This window comes from Mycolicibacter minnesotensis, from assembly GCF_010731755.1.
Lineage (GTDB): Bacteria > Actinomycetota > Actinomycetes > Mycobacteriales > Mycobacteriaceae > Mycobacterium > Mycobacterium minnesotense.
Window position 1 is genome coordinate 3,998,192 of the sequence record NZ_AP022589.1, and the last position, 18,393, is coordinate 4,016,584.

At 66.7% G+C, this 18,393-nt stretch carries 21 protein-coding genes and 1 tRNA gene; 6 read left to right on the top strand and 16 right to left on the bottom strand.

The window, feature by feature from the left end:
• Positions 1-25: 25 nt before the first annotated feature.
• From tatA to G6N09_RS18480, 7 genes are all read right to left on the bottom strand, one after another.
• Positions 26-250, bottom strand: coding sequence for a Sec-independent protein translocase subunit TatA (gene tatA, locus G6N09_RS19630; RefSeq protein WP_046188266.1), 225 nt, complete (start codon positions 248-250; stop codon positions 26-28).
• Between the two features lie 39 nt (positions 251-289).
• Entirely contained in the window at positions 290-523 is a 234-nt protein-coding gene (locus G6N09_RS19635) for a DUF2510 domain-containing protein (RefSeq protein ID WP_234806920.1), read from the bottom strand.
• Positions 520-1,470 (bottom strand): helix-turn-helix transcriptional regulator, encoded by a 951-nt coding sequence (locus G6N09_RS18460; protein WP_083023256.1) that lies wholly within the window; start codon positions 1,468-1,470, stop codon positions 520-522. The genes G6N09_RS19635 and G6N09_RS18460 overlap by 4 nt, the downstream gene beginning before the upstream one ends.
• A complete protein-coding gene (locus G6N09_RS18465) occupies positions 1,467-2,462 on the bottom strand; it encodes a helix-turn-helix transcriptional regulator (protein ID WP_083023259.1) in 996 nt (331 codons plus the stop codon). The genes G6N09_RS18460 and G6N09_RS18465 overlap by 4 nt, the downstream gene beginning before the upstream one ends.
• A 37-nt stretch (positions 2,463-2,499) precedes the next feature.
• Positions 2,500-2,991, bottom strand: coding sequence for a hypothetical protein (locus G6N09_RS18470; protein ID WP_133053072.1), 492 nt, complete (start codon positions 2,989-2,991; stop codon positions 2,500-2,502).
• A gap of 8 nt (positions 2,992-2,999) precedes the next feature.
• Complete coding sequence (gene pafA, locus G6N09_RS18475) at positions 3,000-4,361, bottom strand: Pup--protein ligase (protein WP_109558823.1); 1,362 nt, start codon at positions 4,359-4,361, stop codon at positions 3,000-3,002.
• 61 nt (positions 4,362-4,422) lie between these two features.
• Positions 4,423-5,046: a two-component system response regulator PdtaR gene (locus G6N09_RS18480; RefSeq protein WP_083023264.1), complete on the bottom strand. Its 624-nt coding sequence runs from the start codon at positions 5,044-5,046 to the stop codon at positions 4,423-4,425.
• 81 nt (positions 5,047-5,127) lie between these two features.
• Between G6N09_RS18480 and G6N09_RS18485 the strand changes: the two genes are divergently transcribed.
• A tRNA-Leu gene (locus G6N09_RS18485) sits at positions 5,128-5,204 on the top strand.
• A gap of 447 nt (positions 5,205-5,651) precedes the next feature.
• Here the strand turns inward: G6N09_RS18485 and G6N09_RS18490 are convergent.
• Positions 5,652-5,978, bottom strand: coding sequence for a CDGP domain-containing protein (locus tag G6N09_RS18490; protein WP_133053073.1), 327 nt, complete (start codon positions 5,976-5,978; stop codon positions 5,652-5,654).
• A 350-nt stretch (positions 5,979-6,328) separates the two neighbouring features.
• On the opposite strand from G6N09_RS18490, the gene G6N09_RS18495 reads away from it, so the two are divergent.
• Positions 6,329-6,889 carry a hypothetical protein gene (locus G6N09_RS18495; RefSeq protein WP_133053074.1) on the top strand — a complete coding sequence of 187 codons (561 nt, stop codon included), beginning with the start codon at positions 6,329-6,331 and terminating at the stop codon, positions 6,887-6,889.
• 7 nt (positions 6,890-6,896) lie between these two features.
• Here the strand turns inward: G6N09_RS18495 and G6N09_RS18500 are convergent, their stop codons facing one another.
• Positions 6,897-7,223, bottom strand: a complete 327-nt coding sequence (locus G6N09_RS18500; RefSeq protein WP_083023274.1) for a YnfA family protein — start codon at positions 7,221-7,223, stop codon at positions 6,897-6,899.
• Positions 7,224-7,300: 77 nt separating this feature from the next.
• Here G6N09_RS18500 and G6N09_RS18505 point away from each other — a divergent pair, with 77 nt between their 5' ends.
• The 4 genes from G6N09_RS18505 to G6N09_RS18520 all read left to right on the top strand — a co-directional run bounded on the left by G6N09_RS18505 (position 7,301) and on the right by G6N09_RS18520 (position 11,239).
• On the top strand, positions 7,301-8,611 hold the full coding sequence (locus G6N09_RS18505; protein WP_083023276.1) for an adenylate/guanylate cyclase domain-containing protein: 1,311 nt from the start codon (positions 7,301-7,303) through the stop codon (positions 8,609-8,611).
• A gap of 65 nt (positions 8,612-8,676) precedes the next feature.
• Positions 8,677-9,930 carry an alpha/beta hydrolase gene (locus G6N09_RS18510; RefSeq protein WP_109558824.1) on the top strand — a complete coding sequence of 418 codons (1,254 nt, stop codon included), beginning with the start codon at positions 8,677-8,679 and terminating at the stop codon, positions 9,928-9,930.
• Positions 9,931-9,962: 32 nt separating this feature from the next.
• Positions 9,963-10,571: an HdeD family acid-resistance protein gene (locus tag G6N09_RS18515; protein WP_234806927.1), complete on the top strand. Its 609-nt coding sequence runs from the start codon at positions 9,963-9,965 to the stop codon at positions 10,569-10,571.
• A gap of 101 nt (positions 10,572-10,672) precedes the next feature.
• Positions 10,673-11,239 (top strand): DUF4190 domain-containing protein, encoded by a 567-nt coding sequence (locus G6N09_RS18520; RefSeq protein ID WP_083023280.1) that lies wholly within the window; start codon positions 10,673-10,675, stop codon positions 11,237-11,239.
• Here G6N09_RS18520 and G6N09_RS18525 read toward each other — a convergent pair.
• The 7 genes from G6N09_RS18525 to trpC form a co-directional block, all read right to left on the bottom strand.
• Positions 11,236-12,129 (bottom strand): acyl-CoA thioesterase II, encoded by an 894-nt coding sequence (locus G6N09_RS18525; protein WP_083023283.1) that lies wholly within the window; start codon positions 12,127-12,129, stop codon positions 11,236-11,238. The two genes, G6N09_RS18520 and G6N09_RS18525, sit on opposite strands and share 4 nt — an antisense overlap.
• On the bottom strand, positions 12,129-13,547 hold the full coding sequence (gene pyk, locus G6N09_RS18530; RefSeq protein ID WP_083023285.1) for a pyruvate kinase: 1,419 nt from the start codon (positions 13,545-13,547) through the stop codon (positions 12,129-12,131). The genes G6N09_RS18525 and pyk overlap by 1 nt, the downstream gene beginning before the upstream one ends.
• 92 nt (positions 13,548-13,639) lie before the next feature.
• Positions 13,640-14,035: an NINE protein gene (locus G6N09_RS18535; protein ID WP_083023287.1), complete on the bottom strand. Its 396-nt coding sequence runs from the start codon at positions 14,033-14,035 to the stop codon at positions 13,640-13,642.
• A gap of 42 nt (positions 14,036-14,077) precedes the next feature.
• Positions 14,078-15,442, bottom strand: a complete 1,365-nt coding sequence (gene lgt, locus G6N09_RS18545; RefSeq protein ID WP_234806921.1) for a prolipoprotein diacylglyceryl transferase — start codon at positions 15,440-15,442, stop codon at positions 14,078-14,080.
• Positions 15,439-16,245 carry a tryptophan synthase subunit alpha gene (gene trpA, locus G6N09_RS18550; RefSeq protein WP_083023293.1) on the bottom strand — a complete coding sequence of 269 codons (807 nt, stop codon included), beginning with the start codon at positions 16,243-16,245 and terminating at the stop codon, positions 15,439-15,441. The genes lgt and trpA overlap by 4 nt, the downstream gene beginning before the upstream one ends.
• Entirely contained in the window at positions 16,242-17,510 is a 1,269-nt protein-coding gene (gene trpB, locus G6N09_RS18555) for a tryptophan synthase subunit beta (RefSeq protein ID WP_083023296.1), read from the bottom strand. Before trpB ends, trpA begins: the two co-directional genes overlap by 4 nt.
• Positions 17,511-18,329, bottom strand: coding sequence for an indole-3-glycerol phosphate synthase TrpC (gene trpC / locus G6N09_RS18560; RefSeq protein ID WP_083023488.1), 819 nt, complete (start codon positions 18,327-18,329; stop codon positions 17,511-17,513).
• Between the last annotated feature and the right edge of the window lie 64 nt (positions 18,330-18,393).

The window sequence follows — 18,393 nt, forward strand, 5'->3', positions numbered from 1 at the left end:
GCGGTCGCCGCGACGGCGGGACCGGTTACGCCGACTGGCCGCCCGGCGGATCGACCCGCTCGGACGCGACGGTGGTCGAGGTGGCAGTCGAATCCGGCTTGCTCTCGTTCTGCAGCTCGCGGACCTCGGACTTGAAAATGCGCAGCGACTTACCGAGCGAGCGTGCCGCTTCGGGCAGTCGCTTGGCGCCGAACAAAATGACCACGGCGACGGCGAGGATCGCCAGGTGCGACGGTCCTAATGCGTTCACTTTGGTTACCTCCAGACGTCGCCACGATGCTACCGCAGCTCACGAGTTCGGCGGTGCATCCCGGGGCCGGGTGGCCTCGGTCCAGCGTTGACCGTCGAAATAGCGCAGCAATGCGGCATCCGCTGGGTCGGGATACCAGTCGGGTACCTGGGGCGGCGGAGCAGCGGCCTTGGCCTTGGCTTTGACCAGGAAGAAGATACCCACGACAACACCCACCATGAGGGCCAGAAAAGCGAAATCGGCCATCAGGGTCTCGAGGGTGTACAGCGTCAAGGGCGTACCTGCTCATACATCGCCAGTGCCCCCAACGCTGTGTCTCGCACCCCCGCGACCAGCGATTCCGGTGCCACCACCTGCACCTCGTCGCCCATTCCCAGCAGCAGCCGGGTCAGCCATTCTTCGGACGCGTACGTCAGCTGGGCCTCCATCCATCCGTCGGATAGTTGCCCGACCGCCTGCATCGGGTAGTACTCGAACATCCATGCCGCCGTCGGCGCCAACCGCACCGTGGCGACCGGTAAGGACGGATCAGCGTCGAACAGCGAGGTGTCGGTGTCGGCCTGGCGCGCCGGCTCCGGTGGGGCGGCCGGCTCATCGAGCAGTCGTGCCTCGTCGATGCGGTCGAACCGGAACAGCCGCACCCCTTCGGCTTCGCGGCACCATGCCTCCAGGTAGCTGTGGGTTCCGATCAGCACCACGCGGATCGGATCGACGACGCGACGCGACACACTGTCGCGCGACGCGGCGTAGTAGTCGATGGCCAGTGCGCGATGCCGACGCACACCGTCGCGGACCACGTCGGCCGCGGATTCGTCGGCCACCGCCGAGGCAGGTGGCGCCGGTGCGGCGGCCCCGGCTGCCTCCTCGACCTTGGCGATCGCGCTACGGGCGGCGCGCGGATCGACGATTCCGGGCATGTCGACCAGCGTGCGCAATGCCATGAGCATGGCGGTGGCCTCGCGCGACGTCAGGCGCAAGGGACGATCCACGCCCGCTGACTCGAACACATCGAGGCGGTCGTCGTAGAACGTCACGTCGATCAGCTCACCGGGCCCGTATCCCGGCAGGCCGCACATCACCAACTGCTCCAGATCGGTCTGCAGTTGGCTCAGGCTGACACCGAGTTCCGCAGCGGCCTGTTCCTTGGTGATCCCCGGCCGGGCCTTCAGGTAGGGCACCATGTTCAACAGCCGGACCAGTCGCTTGGACAGCTGCGTCATACCGGCACCTCCCCCACCCGGGCACTCAGCCGCGACAACACGTCGTCGCGCAACGATGCCGGCTCCAGGACGACGGCGTCGGCACCGTATCCGGCAACTTCCCGCGCCAGCCGATCGTGGGTTCCCATGTCGAGGCCGATGATGTCGCCGTCGCGGCCGGCCAGGGGCTCGCGGGCCAGCACCCTGCCGGCGCGGCGCAGTGCCACCGCGCGCCCGTCGGCAACCCAGATACGAGCCTGTATCCCGCTGGGGGCGTCGCCGACGGCCTCGGCGACGATCACGCGCAGATCGGCAGTGTCGGGTCGGGTGACGGTGTCGGGCGGCCCGATCGGCCGCACCTTGGGCCCGATCCGCGACAGCCGGAAGGTGCGCACCGCGTTGCGGTCTCGGTCGTGGCCGACCAGGTACCAACGACCGGCGTGGGTGACCACACCCCACGGCTCCACCGTGCGAGTCACGTAGGGCTCGACCGGCGAGGGCCGGTGCTCGAACTGCACGGCCTGACCGGCCTGGACGGCGTCCATCAAGGCACCCAGCGCCGGCTCGGCCCGATGCATGCCCTGAAGGGCGGTCGGCGGTGCCACCAAAACATCTGTCCGATTCGAATCCACCTCGACGCCGGCGGCATGCAGTTTGGCCACTGCACCCTCGGCGTTGGCGCGCAGCTCCGGTGACTGCCACAGTTGCACCGCGACGGCCACTGCGGCGGCCTCTTCACGGGTCAGGTCAATGGCCGGCAGGGCGTAAGTGTCGGGGTTGATCCGGTAGCCCTCCACCGTGTCGAACCCGGATGCCTTACCGGTCTCCAAGGGAATGCCCAGGTCACGCAGCTCATTCTTGTCGCGTTCGAACATCCGAGAAAAGGCGTCGTCGCTGGGGCTGTCGCCGTAGCCGACCACGGTGGCCCGAATCTTCTCGGCGGTGAGGTAGCTGCGGGTGGACAGCAACGCGATCACGAGATTCAGGAGTCGTTCGACCTTGGCGGTGGCCATGACAGAACAGGATAAGGCTCGCGGGTTACGCGAATGTTCACATGCGGTCCGCGGGCGCGCAGGACAGGCCTGGGAAGTCCCAGGTGCTGCACTGGTAATCGGAGAATTCGGGGTCCCCGGTCTGCGGCTGGCCCTCAAGTTCGGCGTGCGCCGAGGCCTTCGCACCGTAAACGCCGGGATACAGCGGCATCAGCGTGTGGTCGTTGGGAAACGTCACCGAGAAGCTATCGCCGTCGTGCACCTCACGGGTCTCGTGGTATGTCAACGTGTGTGACGGCCCGGCCAGCTCCAAAGGTGCACCGGAGGCGGTCAGATGCATCTGAATCATCAGCGCGGTCCCGGGCCGAACGGTGTGGCAGTCCCTGACGTCAACGCGGCTGCCCACGTAGTCGGCCCCGTCGACGGAGTAGACGAACGGTTTGACGACGCTGAACTGACAGGCGACGACACCGTCTGCATGTGCGGCCGGGGCCGCCGCCACGGCGGCGGCCATGGTGAGCAGCACGGCGAGGCCACTCAGTCGGGTCATCGCGCCCGTCACATGCTCGCGATCAGGCGCTTGACCCGCTCGTCGACCGACCGGAAGGGGTCCTTGCACAGCACGGTGCGCTGCGCCTGATCGTTGAGCTTGAGGTGCACCCAGTCGACGGTGAAGTCGCGGCCGGCTGCTTGTGCGGCACTGATGAATTCGCCACGTAGCTTGGCGCGAGTGGTCTGCGGTGGGGTCTCGACCGCCGCGTCGACGTCCTCGTCGGTGGTGATGCGTGCGGCCAACCCTTTGCGCTGCAGCAGGTCGAACACGCCGCGGCCGCGCTTGATGTCGTGGTAGGCCAGGTCCAGCTGCGCGATCTTGGCATCGGACAGCTCCATGTTGTAGCGATCCTGGTAGCGCTGGAACAGCTTTCGTTTGATCACCCAGTCGATCTCGGTGTCGACCTTGGCGAAGTCCTGCGTTTCGACGGCGTCGAGCTGGCGCCCCCACAGGTCGATGACCTGCTCAAGCTGCGGGTTGCTGGCCGCCCGCGTCTGCACGTATTCCACGGCTCGCCCGTAGTACTCACGCTGGATATCCAGCGCACCGGCTTGGCGCCCACCGGCCAGGCGCACCGGCCGGCGGCCGGTCATGTCGTGACTGACCTCGCGGATCGCCCGGATCGGGTTGTCCAGCGAGAAATCGCGGAAGGACACCCCGGCCTCGATCATCTCCAGCACCAGCGACGCGCTGCCCACCTTGAGCAGCGTCGTGGTCTCCGACATGTTGGAGTCGCCGACAATGACGTGTAGGCGCCGGTACTTCTCGGCGTCGGCGTGCGGCTCGTCGCGGGTGTTGATGATCGGGCGGGAGCGGGTGGTCGCGCTGGAGACGCCCTCCCAGATGTGCTCGGCACGTTGGGACAGGCAGAACGTGGCGGCTTTGGGAGTCTGCAAAACCTTGCCGGCGCCGCAGATCAGCTGGCGGGTGACCAGGAACGGCAGCAGCACGTCAGAGATTCGGGAGAACTCCCCGGCCCGCACGATCAAGTAGTTCTCGTGGCAGCCGTAGGAGTTGCCGGCGGAGTCGGTGTTGTTCTTGAACAGGTAGATGTCGCCGCCGATCCCCTCATCGGCCAGCCGCTGCTCGGCGTCGATCAACAAGTCTTCGAGCACCCGCTCGCCGGCCCGGTCGTGAGTGACCAGCTGAATCAGGTTGTCGCACTCGGCGGTGGCGTACTCGGGGTGACTGCCGACATCGAGGTATAACCGAGCCCCGTTGCGCAAGAACACATTCGAGCTACGACCCCAGGACACCACCCGGCGGAACAGGTACCGCGCCACTTCATCGGGCGACAGTCTGCGATGGCCGTGGAAGGTGCAGGTGACACCGAACTCGGTCTCAATGCCCATGATTCTGCGCTGCACGCCATCGAGCGTACTGGTTGAGCCAGCGCGGCGGGGCTCAGGCGGGTCGGTGGCGTGCCGCTCAGGCCGGCGGCTTGGCCGGGGCCTGAACGTTCTCCAGCACCACCTCGGCCACCTGCCGCATAGTGGTTCGCTTGTCCATCGCAGCGCGCTGGATCCACTTGAAGGCCTCGGGCTCGGTGAGGCCGTGCGCGGTCTGCAGCACACCCTTGGCGCGCTCGACGAGCTTGCGGGTCTCCAGCTGCTCGGCCAGCGTGCTGACTTCGCGTTCCAAGGCGGTGATCTCGTCGGCCCGGCTGACTGCCAGCTCGATGGCCGGGACCAGGTCCCCGGCGGTGAACGGTTTGACCAGATAGGCCATTGCTCCGGCGTCGCGGGCCCGTTCCACCAGGTCGCGCTGGCTGAACGCGGTCAGGATGACGATCGGCGCGATGCGTTTGGCGGCGATCTCCGACGCAGCGTCAATGCCGTCGCGGCGCGGCATCTTCACGTCCAGGATCACCAGATCGGGACGCAACTGCTCGGCCAGCTCGACGGCCTCCTGGCCGTCACCGGCCTCGCCGACCACCTCGTAGCCCTCTTCGCGCAGCATCTCGGCGAGATCCAGCCGGATCAGCGCCTCGTCCTCGGCGATCACCACCCGCCGGGTGGGGCGCGGGCTGCTGGCGGGCGTGGGCTCGGTCATGCCTCCTATTCTGTCCTGGCTGCCGGTTGGGGCAACCCCGAGGGGCATCGTCTAAGGTAGGAAACCGCGCGCCAGCGCCGGGCCCTCGTATCCCAACTGGCAGAGGAAACGGATTCAAAACCCGTGCAGTGTGAGTTCGAATCTCACCGAGGGCACCACAAGCAGCATCCTCGCCCCCTTAGTGGGCGGCGCACTCGCCACAGTCCGTGCCAGCCTGCCCAGGGGCCTCGCGGAATTCGACGAGGGCGGAGTAGCCAACGGCATCGGCCTCATGCCTAAAGCCACCATTCAGCCCGAACGCATCCTGCCCAACCGGGCAGACCGCCAACCGCAAGCGCCTCCTCAACCTCCTCGGCGGCAATCGCACCACCCACACACCCATCACCGTCTACGGAGCCGACCCGAACACCGCCAACGACATCAGGGAGTGGCTGTCCTAGCTGGACGCGTAGGAGCAAAAAGCAACGAAGGCCGGCCCCGGACATTGGGGGCGGCCCTCCTTGTCACGTCACGCGGGTGTTCTACCGCTGAACTACGGGCCCATGAGTCGCCCCGACGGGATCCGAACCTGCGCCTTTCGCATTGTCAGAACAGCCCGGTCCCGATCAGCCGTCGATGTGGCCGGGCTGTCCGAACGGGATACTGCCGGCGTCGATGGTCACGCAGCGGCCAGTCGCAGGTACAAATCCACCCACGCCGCCGTACCCGTTCGAAAACGAGTAGCCGGACGTGTGCCAGCAGCGCCGCCAAGTGCCATCCTCGCGGATCGGCTCATCGCACCACTGCGTCGTCCCGAACGCATCCGACTGGCAACGCGTGCCCGGGTCGCCCGGAATACCTGGGTCGGCCGCCGCAGGCGCGGTGCCCATCACGCCGACTGTCACCAGCGCCACCGAGGCGAACAAAAGTCCACGAATACATCCCACGGTCATTACCTTATTCGCCTTTCGCTGACATGGTTCGTGAAATCTCCAAGGTTGAGACGGTCAATCGCTTGCTTGCGACGTTCGTCAGTCACGAAGCGTGTAGCGCTGGTGGCCGTTAGGCTCGCGTGTCGCGCCAGGGCGTGCGCCGTACGCATTTTGGCCCCGTTCTGTAGGAGAGCGTCGCAGCACCAGGCCGCCTCGAGCCGGGCCAATCGCTATCTCGCATCCGGTATCTCGCCGCAGCCTCCCGGTCCCCGGCATCCCCGGGTCTCGAATGGTTTACCAATGTCGCCCCCAACGGACAGCGCCGAACCTAGACTCGGCCACGCCGGGGTCGCGGCAGCCGAGGAGGGCCATTGAGGAAATCCGTGCTGGTTGTGCTGACCATGCTGTTGGTCGCGGCGATCTGTTTTCTCCTCTGGCCCTCGGATCACTCGCAGGACAACGGGCACGCGCCGCCCATGGTGCGGGTGCAGTCCGAAGCCGCCCCCGGCCGTGACGGCGGTATCGGTGGCAACCTTCTGCAGCGTGACCCGCTTCAAGACGCCTTTCGCGCACCCGACCAGGACGACTGCGAGTCATGCCAGCTGCCCTTTGTGCCGTTCTTCGGGACACGGGCCGGAGTCAGCTGCGAGATCAACTACCGACGCGGCGAGCTGCGCGACTCTGCGTACTGCATGTCGATGAACCCACCGCAGCACGTGACGATGGACACCGACGGGGAGTTGGCGATCTGCGGTGACAATGTCGAGTGCCTGTCCGATCCGCCCTACGATCAACCGACGCTCCCGTTCGGCCAGAGCGCGGGTGCCGGGCCGTTCACCTGCCGGTCGGAAGCCACCGGCGTGACCTGCACGGTCAGCCCCTCCGAACGCGGCTTCGCGATCTCCTCCGCCGGCATCGAGCCGGTGGGCTGACTCCCGCTCAGCGCGGCCAATACATGATCACGCCCACCCCAATCAGACAGATCAGCGCGCCCAGGACATCGGCACGGTCGGGCCGGAATCCGTCGAACGCCATTCCCCACACCAACGATCCGGCGACGAACACCCCGCCGTAGGCGGCCAGGATTCGGCCGAACTGCGCGTCGGGTTGCAGGGTGGCCACGAAACCGTAGAGGCCCAGGGCGATCACCCCGGCCCCGGCCCACAGCAGGCCACGATGCTCGCGTATCCCCTGCCACACCAGCCAGGCCCCACCGATCTCTGCGATGGCGGCCAACACGAACAACGCCACGGAACGCATCACCATGGTCGGTGACCTTAGACGCACCCCATCTAGCTGCGGAAACCGCCAACATCCCAGCTCAGCGCATTAGGCTGTCGGTTGTGTCCGTCAAGCGGTTTCTTGCGGTGCCGGCCGAGGCCCAGACCCCGTACCGGCGCTCGCACTGCATCCCGGCTCGCAACCGCCATTACGCCGCGCGCTGGTCGCAGCGGCTGCGAATCCTCAAGCTGGCTGCCGGACTTGCCGCCTTCATCAGCGCGGGCTGGGGCATGCTCGAGATCTGGGTCGACCCGAAGTACTGGTGGATCGGCGCGATCAATCTGATTGCCGCGACCGCCTTGGCCCTGACCCCGCTGCTCTACCACTACGGAGAGCTCATCGCGCCGCTGGCCTTTGTCGGCATCGCCTACCTGACGACCACGATCGTGTGCTGGATGGTGGGAACCGGATCAGGCATCCAGTTCTACTTCCTGGCGGCGGCCTCCATCAGTGTGCTCATTCTGGGCGTCGACCGGATCAAACTCGCCGCCATCGTGGCAGGCATCGGGGCGGCACTGACCATCGCCCTGCAGTTTCTGGTCCCCGCCGACAACCTTCACCAGCCGGCCTGGCTGCACAACCTGTCGTTCGTGCTGGTCGTCGTCTCGGCCTGCTTCATGGTGGTGGCCACCGTGTGGTTCGCGCTGCGCGAGATCGCGCACGCCGAAGCGGCGATGGAAGCCGAGTACGAGCGTTCTGAAGCCCTGTTGGCCAATATCCTGCCCACGGCGGTCGCAGACCGACTGAAGAACCCGGCGATCGACGTGATCGCCGACAGCTATCCGGACGCCTCGGTGCTGTTCGCCGATATCGCCGACTTCACCCGGCGGGCCAGCCAGACCGACCCGGGCCAACTGGTCGGGTTCCTTAACGAGCTCTACAGCGGCTTGGACAGCCTCGTCGACCAGCACGGCCTGGAGAAGATCAAGACCAGTGGCGACTCCTACATGGTGGTCAGTGGCGTTCCCGACCCACGGCCGGACCACCTGAACGCGCTGGCACGGCTGGCACTCGACATCGCCGCCACCGTCGGCGAGTTACGCGACCCGATGGGCCGGCCGGTGTCGTTGCGGATCGGATTGGCCACCGGGCCGGTGGTCGCCGGGGTAGTCGGTAATCGCCGCTTCTTCTACGACGTGTGGGGTGACGCGGTAAACCTTGCCTCCCGCATGGAGTCCACCGGCGTCGCGAACCGCATCCAGGTCCCCCAAGATGTCAAGGACCGCCTGAACGACGACTTCGAGTTCGAGGAGCGCGGGGACGTCGATGTCAAAGGCAAGGGCAAGATGCGCACCTGGTTTCTGGTGGCCGCCCGGCCCCTCGCCTCGTACGGATCGGCGAGCCGTTCGCTGTCGGTGACCCCCGCACGGTGACCAGGCGCTTCGGCCGCCTTCGGTAGGGTGCCGAAATGGGTCGTCTCACAACGCTGAGGAGCGCAATGACAAGGCTTTTGGCTGTACTGGGCTCATTGGCCGGTCTGGCCACCACCATCAACGGCTATCGCCCCTTGACCAAGCGCGGTTATCCGTCGCTGTATGCGTTTGCCTTTGGTCTGTTCGCCTCGGAGCTGCCACTGCAGCTGATCGCCGGCCAGTCCGCGGCATTGGCGGCACTGTCGCGGTGGCTCTCACCGCAGGCGCGCCGGGCCGGATGGCTGCTGTCGGCCATCTCGTGGCTGGGCCTGCTGGGGCTGAACCATGCCGGGCGCACCAGCAATCGGCCGCTGACCGAGGCCCTGGATGCCGAACTCGGTGCGACTCGCCGCACCGACAGCAGCGGCCTATGGAAGCGACCGGGTCCCGACGCCGAGATCGCGAAGGCTCCCGGCGTGGCGCGCATGATGCGGGTCTATCGGGACTACGCCACCGACTCCGATATCCCCTACGGCGAATACGGCGGGCGCAACACCCTCGACATCTGGCGACACCGTGACCTCCCCCGCGACGGCCGGGCGCCGGTGCTGCTCCAGGTTCCCGGCGGTGCCTGGATGGTGGGAAGCAAACGCGGCCAAGCACATCCATTGATGGCGCACCTGGTGGAGCGAGGTTGGGTGTGTGTGTCGATCAACTATCGCCTCAGCCCGCGGTCCACCTGGCCTGACCACATCATCGACGTCAAGCGGGCGCTGGCCTGGACCAAAGCACACATCGCCGACTACGGCGGCGACCCGGACTGGGTGGCGGTGACCGGCGGCTCGGCGGGCGGACACCTGTGTGCCCTGACCGCGCTGACTGCGCATGATCCGCGATTTCAGCCGGGATTCGCCGACGCCGACACCAGTGTGCGGGCCGCGGTTCCGTTTTACGGGATCTACGACTTCACCGGGGAAACCGGACTTCATCCGCTCTTGACCCCGGCACTGGGGGCGTACGTGTTCAAGCAGAGCCGTCGGCGATTCCCCGACACCTATCGCGATGCGTCCCCGACGAGCTACATCTGCGCCGATGCCCCACCCTTTTTCGTGCTGCATGGACGAAACGATTCCTTGGTGCCCGTGGAGCAAGGCCGCGCGTTCAGCACGCGACTTCGGGAGGCCAGCAGCAATCCGGTGGTCTACGCCGAATTGCCTTTGGCGCAGCACGCTTTCGACATCTTCGGCTCGCCGCGGGCCGCGCACACCGCGGTCGCCGTGGAGCAGTTCCTCACCGAGATCTACGACCGCCACAGCCAGCACGTCATCACCAGTCGCTGAACGGCAGCCAATACCCGTCCGGAACGGCGTATCTGTGTCAGACTGCGCCCATGGAAACATCGGTCTCGAATCTGCTGCCGAATCTCTGGAAGTCGACACTGGTCTCTGGTGTCTTGGCCCTTGCCTTGGGCGTACTGGTGTTGGTCTGGCCCGGACGGACCATCCTTGCTGCCGCGGTGCTGTTCGGTGTGTACCTGGTGGTCACCGGGATCGCCCAGCTGATCTTCGCGTTCAGCTTGCCCGTCATGTCCGCCGGCGGACGGGTGCTGCTGTTTCTCAGCGGCACCGCCTCAGTGATTCTGGCGGTCCTGTGTTTCCGGCACTTCAACTCCGACGAAGAGGCCCTGGCGGTGCTGCTGTTGGCCATCTGGATCGCCGTCGGCTTCATCTTCCGTGGCGTCGCGACCACCGTCGCCGCCATCAGCGACCCGGATCTGCCGGGCCGTGGCTGGCAGATCTTCATGGGCGTCGTCAGCCTGCTTGCCGGTCTGGTGACATTGGCCTCGCCGTTCGCCTCGCTGTGGGTGCTGGCCTTGGTCGTGGGCAGCTGGCTGATCGTCATCGGCATCGTCGAGATCATCACCGCACTCAAGATCCGGGGCGCATCACACAAAGTGGCCGCCGCGCTGTCTGCCGGATAGCCGGCCGCCAGACAGCGCCCGGCCCCCAAGCCGTGTCGCGGGTAGGGTGGGTCCTGACCCGTTTCGACACCTGACTAAAGCTCTGATCTGGAGTCTGCTCAATGCCTGAGTCCGGCATGCCCTCGCTGTCGCCTGAGTCGCAACCTTCCTGGCCACCGGCCGGCGGCAGCTACCCCCCTCCGCCGGCCTACCCGTACTCCTACCCGGCGCCCGGGCCGTATCCCGGTTACCCTCCGCCGGCACCCATACCGGCACCTCGCAACGGCGCCGGCATCGCTGCCCTGGTGGTGGCCATTGCCGGCATTGTGACGGCGTTGTCGGTGATCGGCGGGGTCGTGCTGGGTCTGGTGGCCGTGGTGCTGGGCATCGTCGGCAGGGGCCGAGCCAAGCGCGGGGAGGCCGACAACGGCGGTGTCGCGTTGGCCGGGATCGTCTTGGGTGCCCTGGCGGTGGTCGCCGGGATCGGCTGCATCTTCGTCTACGTCGGGATCTGGCGGACCGCCGGTGGCGGCGACTACGTGGCCTGCATGACTAAAGCCGGTTCGGACGTCGAAGCGCAGCAGGAGTGCACCGAGCGATTCCGTGAGCACTTCGAGAACACCTTCGGCAGCGGTGCTGACGCCCCCAGGGTCCAAGAGGAGACCGACAACGGGCTGATGCCCGCCTAGCCTCCGGCGGGCTGACGTTTGGTGCTGGGAAAGTACTTCAGCACGCCTTCTTGGGTGACCGTGGCAAGAATCTGCCCTGATCGGTCGAAGAAATGCCCGGTGCCCAGCCCGCGGGAGTCCGCGGCCACCGGCGACGACGTCGCATAGAGCACCCATTCGTCGAACCGAACCGGCCGATGAAACCACACCGTGTGATTGGCGCTCGCGGCAAAGATCCGGTCGAACCCCCAGGACAATCCGTGGGTGGTGATGATCGAATCCAGCACCGTGGTGTCCGATGAGTAGACCATCATCGCGGTGTGCAGCACCGGATCCTCGGGGATGGCCCCGTCGGCCTTGAGCCAGACCCGATTGTGGTCGAGCCGTCCGCCCTGGCTGCGCATCACCCAGGCCGGGTCGTTGCTGTAGCGCCACTCGATGGGGTGCGGTGCCTTGACGAAGCCCGGCACCACCTCCTCATAGCCACGCAGGAGCTCACTGAGCCTGGGCAACGTCTCCGGCTCGGCAACGGCGGGAGCCGCCACACTGTGTTCCAGGCCGCTGCCGGCCGCCAGGTAGGACACCATCGACGTGGCGATCAACGTCTCGCCCTGCAGAGCATCAACGCGGCGATTGGCGAACCGGCGCTCGTCACGCAGCCGATGTACCCGGAACTCGATGTCGCGTCCCGGGTCACCTCCGTTGATGAAGTGGACCGAAAGCGCTCCAGGCGGAAGGTGCTCGGCGACCGTCCGACTGGAGGCGACGAACGACTGTGCCATGAGCTGTCCGCCGAAGGTGCGCAGCGGCGTCTTGCTGGGATGCGATCCGACGAAGACGTTGTCGTCGACAGCCGTGAGATCCAATACGGCCAGCAGTTCTTCGAGGTCCGTATTCGGCTCGGACGGCACTAGATGTCGTCCTCGCCGATCCGGTGCACGTGAATCATGTTGGTAGAGCCCTCGGTTCCCGGGGGGGCACCTGCGACGATCACCATCAGGTCACCGCGCTGGTAACGGCCCAGATCGAGCAGCGCCTTGTCCACCTGGCGAATCATTCCGTCGGTGGTGTGTGCCTGCGGGACGATGAATGTCTCTGTCCCCCAAGTCATTGCCAACTGGCTACGGATCTCAGGCATCGCAGTGAAGGCCAACAAAGGCAGCGGCGTGTGCAGCCGCGCCAAGCGGCGCACCGTGTCGCCGGACTGGGTGAACGCCACCAATGCCTTGGCGTCCAGGCGCTCACCGATCTCACGCGCGGCGAAGGAGATCACCCCGCGCTTGGTACGAGGGGCGTGAGTCAACGGCGGCGCTGCCGTCGAGTTCTGCTCCACCGCGCAGATGATCCGACTCATGGTCCGCACGGCGTCCAGGGCGTACTTGCCCACCGCCGTCTCCCCCGAGAGCATCACCGCGTCGGCGCCGTCGAGCACCGCGTTGGCCACGTCGGACGCCTCCGCCCGAGTGGGCCGGAAGTTCTCGATCATCGACTCCAACATCTGGGTCGCCACGATCACCGGACGGGCATTCTCGCGCGCCACCTGGATGACACGCTTCTGCACCAACGGCACCTCTTCGAGGGCCAGCTCCACGCCGAGGTCACCCCGGGCCACCATCACCGCATCGAACGCGAGCACCACGGCCTCGAGGTTCTCGATGGCCTCCGGCTTCTCCAGTTTTGCGACTACCGGGACCCGCCGGCCCACGCGATCCATCACCTCGTGCACCAGTTCCACGTCTGACGGTGAGCGCACGAAGGACAGTGCCACGATGTCGACGCCGAGTTCGAGTGCGAACTCGAGGTCCCTGATGTCTTTCGCCGACAGCGCGGGCGCGGAGACCTTCATGCCCGGCAACGACATGCCCTTGTGGTTGCTGACCGGGCCGCCCTCAGTGACGGAGCACACCACGTCATCGCCGTCGATGTGCTCCACCACCAGTCCGACCTTGCCGTCGTCGACCAACACGCGGTCGCCCGGAGCCGCGTCGGCCGCCAGCTTCTTGTAGGTGGTGGAAACCCGGTCGTGGTCGCCGGGGCAGTCCGACACGGTGATGCGCACCGTCTCGCCGTTCGCCCAGTAGACGGGGCCGTCTGCGAAGCGCCCCAACCGGATCTTGGGACCCTGTAGATCGGCGAGCACCCCGACTGCGCGCCCCGTCGCATCGGAGGCAGCACGCACCCACTCGTAGGAGGCCTGGTGATCTGCGTGCTCGCCGTGGCTGAAGTTCAGGCGAGCCACGTCCATGCCCGCGTCGACCAGTGCCCGGACCATCTCCGCGGAGTGGGTCGCAGGACCGAGAGTGCAGACGATCTTTCCGCGTCTATTCACAGCGCCAGCATAGTCGGGCCGGCTGAGCTGTCTTCCTCAGGAATGGTTGCGGTCAAAGTAAATCCATGTGACACGCGGGCGCGGCAGCCGCATCAGGTGACGTCACGCAGCACTCGACCCTGCTTGTCGTGCACCCGCCCACTCAGCATCAGGACGGCGTCGATAACACCCCAGACGAACGGCACGATGATCCCGAGCCCGTAGGTGGTGATGGTGGCCAACACGCCGATCAGCAGCTGCACCAGCCCCAGACCGGTCTGGCCCAGATACATCCGGCCGAACCCGAGAAAGCCGAAGAACCCCAGCAGCTGTAGCAGCGCGGCGGTGACTTTCGACTTCGGCGAGTAGGGCTGGCCAGTGACCGGATGCCGCCCCTGCGGCGCCCACGGGTCCGGGGGGCCCGGATATGCGCCGGGATAGCCCGGCGGTGGCGGGTAGGGCTGCCACCCGCCGTGCGGACCCGGTAGGGGCCACGACGGATCGCTCATGACTGCAGCATGCCAGAAATGCTGGACCTGGCGGCCGGCTAGCTATCCGCGCTGTTCAACGTCCTGGGCGGCATCCGACTCGCCCTCGGCGTCATCCGGTTCCGCATCGACGACGTCATCGGCAGCATCGGCATCGTCCACCGCAGCTGCGGGCGGTCCGGCGTGATCCGACGTGTGGTCATCGGCAGCGTCGACGTCCGTCGAGTCGTCGTCGGGTTCGGGGGCCACCTCGGCGCCCCCGGCGGTGTCGGTCTGCTCGGGTTCCTCGACGGGCGCCGGCTCACCAGGCGCCGGATCAACCACCTCGTCCTCGGCCGGCGCGTCCGCGACATCTGACTCGTCGTCGGACGTGGCCTCTCCGGGCTCGTCGTCGCTGGGCGACTCGGATTCCTCGTCGGTGACGGCGTCCGCGGATTCGGCCGCTATGGCGTCGGATTCGTCGGGCTCATCGGGGACCTCGTCATCGAGCTCAGTACCTGGCTCAGCCGCCTCCTGCGCCTCCACCGGGATCTCCGGCTCGCCGGGGTCATCGGGCTGCCAGCCGAGGCGAATTGCCTCGGGATCCTCGCGTCCCTTGGTGGCAAGCAGCAGATACACCACCGCGCCGATGAAGACGAAGGTAGAGGTGAACGAGTTGACCCGGATTCCGGCGATGTGGGTCGCCGCATCGTCACGGAGCAACTCGATGCCGAACCGGCCGATGCAGTATCCCGCCACGTAGAGCGCGAACAGCCGTCCGTGCCCCATCCGGAAACGCCGGTCGACGTAGATCAAGACCACGAACACCACGAGGTTCCAGAGCAATTCGTACAGGAAGGTCGGCTGGACGATCTTGTACAGCTCGCCGGTGGAGACGCCGTCGAGCAGGTGCGGATCGCGCACTCCCGCGGCGTCTTCCCGCCAGAAGATCTCCAGACCCCACGGCAGCGTGGTCTCCCGGCCGTAGAGCTCCTGATTGAAGTAGTTGCCGATACGGCCGATGGCCTGCGCCAACACGATTCCGGGGGCGACCGCGTCACCGAACGCCGGTAGCGGGATCCCGTGGCGGCGGCAGCCGATCCAGGCACCGACCCCACCCAGGGCCACCGCGCCCCAGATTCCCAGGCCGCCGTCCCAGATCCGGGGGGTGGCCTCCCAGCCGACACCGCCCTCACCGAAGTAGGTCCGCCAGTCGGTCATCAGGTGGTAGAGCCGGCCACCGATCAGTCCGAACGGCACCGCCCACAAGGCGATGTCATAGATGACGCCCGGCTCTCCGCCGCGGGCGCGCCACCGGCGATCACCGATCAGCAGAGCGGCAATGATGCCGATGATGATGCACAGTGCATAAGCCCGGATCGGCACCGGACCCAGGTGCCAGACACCGCGCTCAGGACTGGGAAAATACGTGAGCCAATCCAATGTCATTGGGCGCAAGCCTTGTGACGCACACCGGCAGCAAGTTCTTGAGTCAATGCCCGCAATTCGGTCAGGCCCTCGGCTAGCGCGGTGACCAGCGCCGAACCGACGATGACGCCGTCGGTGTAAGCACCGATTTCCGCGGCCTGAGCGCCCGATCGCACTCCCAGGCCGACACCGACGGGGATGTCGGAGACCGCACGCACCCTGGCCACCAGTTCGGGCGCTGCGTTCGAGACCGTGTTGCGAGCCCCGGTGACACCCATGGTGGAAGCGGCATAGACGAATCCGCTGGATGCCGTGACGGTCTCGGCCAGCCGTTGCGGTGTCGACGAAGGCGCTACCAGAAAGATTCGGTCCAGTGCGTGCGCCTCGGACGCGGCGAGCCAGTCGTCGGCTTCGTCGACGATCAGGTCAGGGGTGATCAGGCCCAACCCGCCAGCTGCCGCGAGATCGCGGGCGAACGCGTCGACGCCGTAGCGCAGTACCGGATTCCAGTACGTCATCACCACGGCACGCCCACCGGCATCGGCGATGGCCTCAACGGCGCTCAACGTGTCGCGGACCCGGACCCCGCCTTGCAGGGCAACCTCGGTGGCGCGTGCGATGGTTGGGCCGTCCATCCCCGGATCGGAATAGGGCACGCCGACTTCGATCAGGTCACAACCGGCGTCGACCAGGGCGGTCAGCGCGGCGATCGAGCCCGGTAGGTCCGGATAGCCGGTCGGCAGGTACCCGATCAGTGCGGCCCGGCCCTCGGCCCGGCACGCGTCGAACAGCGGGGCCAGCCGGTCGCCGGCGTGGGAACTCACGACGCTCCCCCCGCCACATCGAGCAGACCGAACCACTGAGCCGCAGTCTCGACGTCCTTGTCGCCGCGACCGGACACGTTGACCACGATCACCTTCCCCGGCCCCAGCTCGGCGGCCAGTTTCAGGGCACCGGCCACCGCATGCGCGGACTCGATCGCAGGAATTATTCCCTCAGTGCGACAAAGGATTCCGAAGGCATCCATTGCCTCGGTGTCGGTGATCGGTCGGTACTCGGCACGACCGGTCTCACGCAGCCAGGCGTGTTCTGGACCCACTCCCGGATAGTCCAGACCGGCTGAGATCGAGTGCGACTCGATGGTCTGGCCGTCGTCGTCCTGCAGCAGGTAGGAGAACGACCCCTGGAAGGCGCCCGGTGATCCGCCGGCGAAGGTCGCTGCATGCCGCCCGGTGTCCACGCCGTCGCCGCCTGCTTCAAAACCGACAAGCTGAACCGACGGGTCGTCGATGAATGCGTGGAAGATGCCGATGGCGTTGGAACCGCCGCCCACGCACGCCACCACGGCGTCGGGAAGCCGGCCGGCCATCTGCTGAATCTGGACACGTGTCTCCAGCCCGACGATCCGCTGGAAGTCACGCACCATGGCCGGGAACGGGTGCGGCCCGGCTGCGGTGCCGAAGCAGTAGTAGGTGCGGTCAGCGTTGGTGACCCAGTCGCGGAAGGCCTCGTTGATGGCGTCTTTGAGGGTCTGAGAGCCGGACTCGACCGAGACCACCTGGGCACCCAGCAGCCGCATCCGGGCCACGTTGAGTGCCTGACGGCGGGTGTCGACGGCACCCATATAGATCACGCATTCCAAGCCGAGCAATGCGCAAGCGGTGGCGGTGGCCACGCCGTGCTGGCCGGCGCCGGTCTCGGCGATCACCCGGGTCTTGCCCATGTAGCGCGCCAACAGGGCCTGACCGAGCACGTTGTTGATCTTGTGAGAACCGGTGTGGTTCAGGTCTTCCCGCTTCAAAAAGATGCGGGCGCCACCGGCGTGCGCGGTCAGCCGCTCCGCCTCATACAGCGGTGAGGGCCGGCCGGTGTAGTGCGTCTGCAGGTTGTCGAGGGTGTCCAGGAATTCCCGGTCATTGCGCACTTTGTCGTACGCCGCGGTGACCTCTTCAATGACCGCCATCAAGGCTTCGGCGACGTAGCGGCCGCCGTAGACGCCGAAGTGCCCGCGGGCATCCGGCTCGTGGCGAGACGGCTCAGCAATTCCGGCGCTGGCACGCGGCATGCTCGGGTGCGCGGTGTCTGACATTTAGCGAGCCGACTTCGGGCAGGACGGATGCTTACCCGCACTGACCAAATCGGCAACGGCCGCCCGGGGGTCACCACTGGTGACCAGCCCCTCGCCGACCAGGACGGCGTCCGCGCCGGCACCGGCGTAGGCCAGCAGGTCGGCGGTGCCGCGCACCCCGGACTCGGCGATCTTGACGACCTCGGTGGGCAGCCCGGGCGCGATGCGCGCAAAGCAGTCCCGGTCGACCTCCAACGTGGTCAGGTCACGCGCGTTGACGCCGATCACCTTGGCCCCGGCGGTCAGTGCGCGGTCAGCCTCTTCTTCGGTGTGTACCTCGACCAGGGCGGTCATGCCGAGCGACTCGGTGCGGTCGAGCATCGATTCCAATGCCTGTTGTTCCAGTGCCGCCACGATCAGCAACAGCATGTCCGCGCCGTGCGCGCGGGCCTCATGAATCTGGTACGGCCGTACGATGAAGTCCTTGCGCAGCAACGGAATTGAGACCGCGGCGCGCACAGCGTCCAGGTCGGCCAGTGAACCGTTGAACCGGCGCTGCTCGGTCAACACGCTGATAGCCCGGGCCCCGCCGTCGGCGTAGGCACTGGCCAGATCCGCCGGGTCGGCGATGGCTGCCAGCTGACCCTTTGAGGGGCTGGCCCGCTTGACTTCGGCGATCACTGCGATGCCGGGCTCACGCAGCGCCGCCATGACGTCGCGGGGCGGTGGCATGGCCTCGGCGGCGGCCTTGACCTCCGCCAGGGGCACGGCAGCCTCTCGGACGGCAAGGTCGGCGCAGACTCCTTCGATGATGGAGTCGAGAACGGATGCCGAAGTCATGCCTGCCGTTTCCTCTCCCACGTCCGCGTGGACCTTCGTCGAAGACCTTTATCGAAGGGTAACG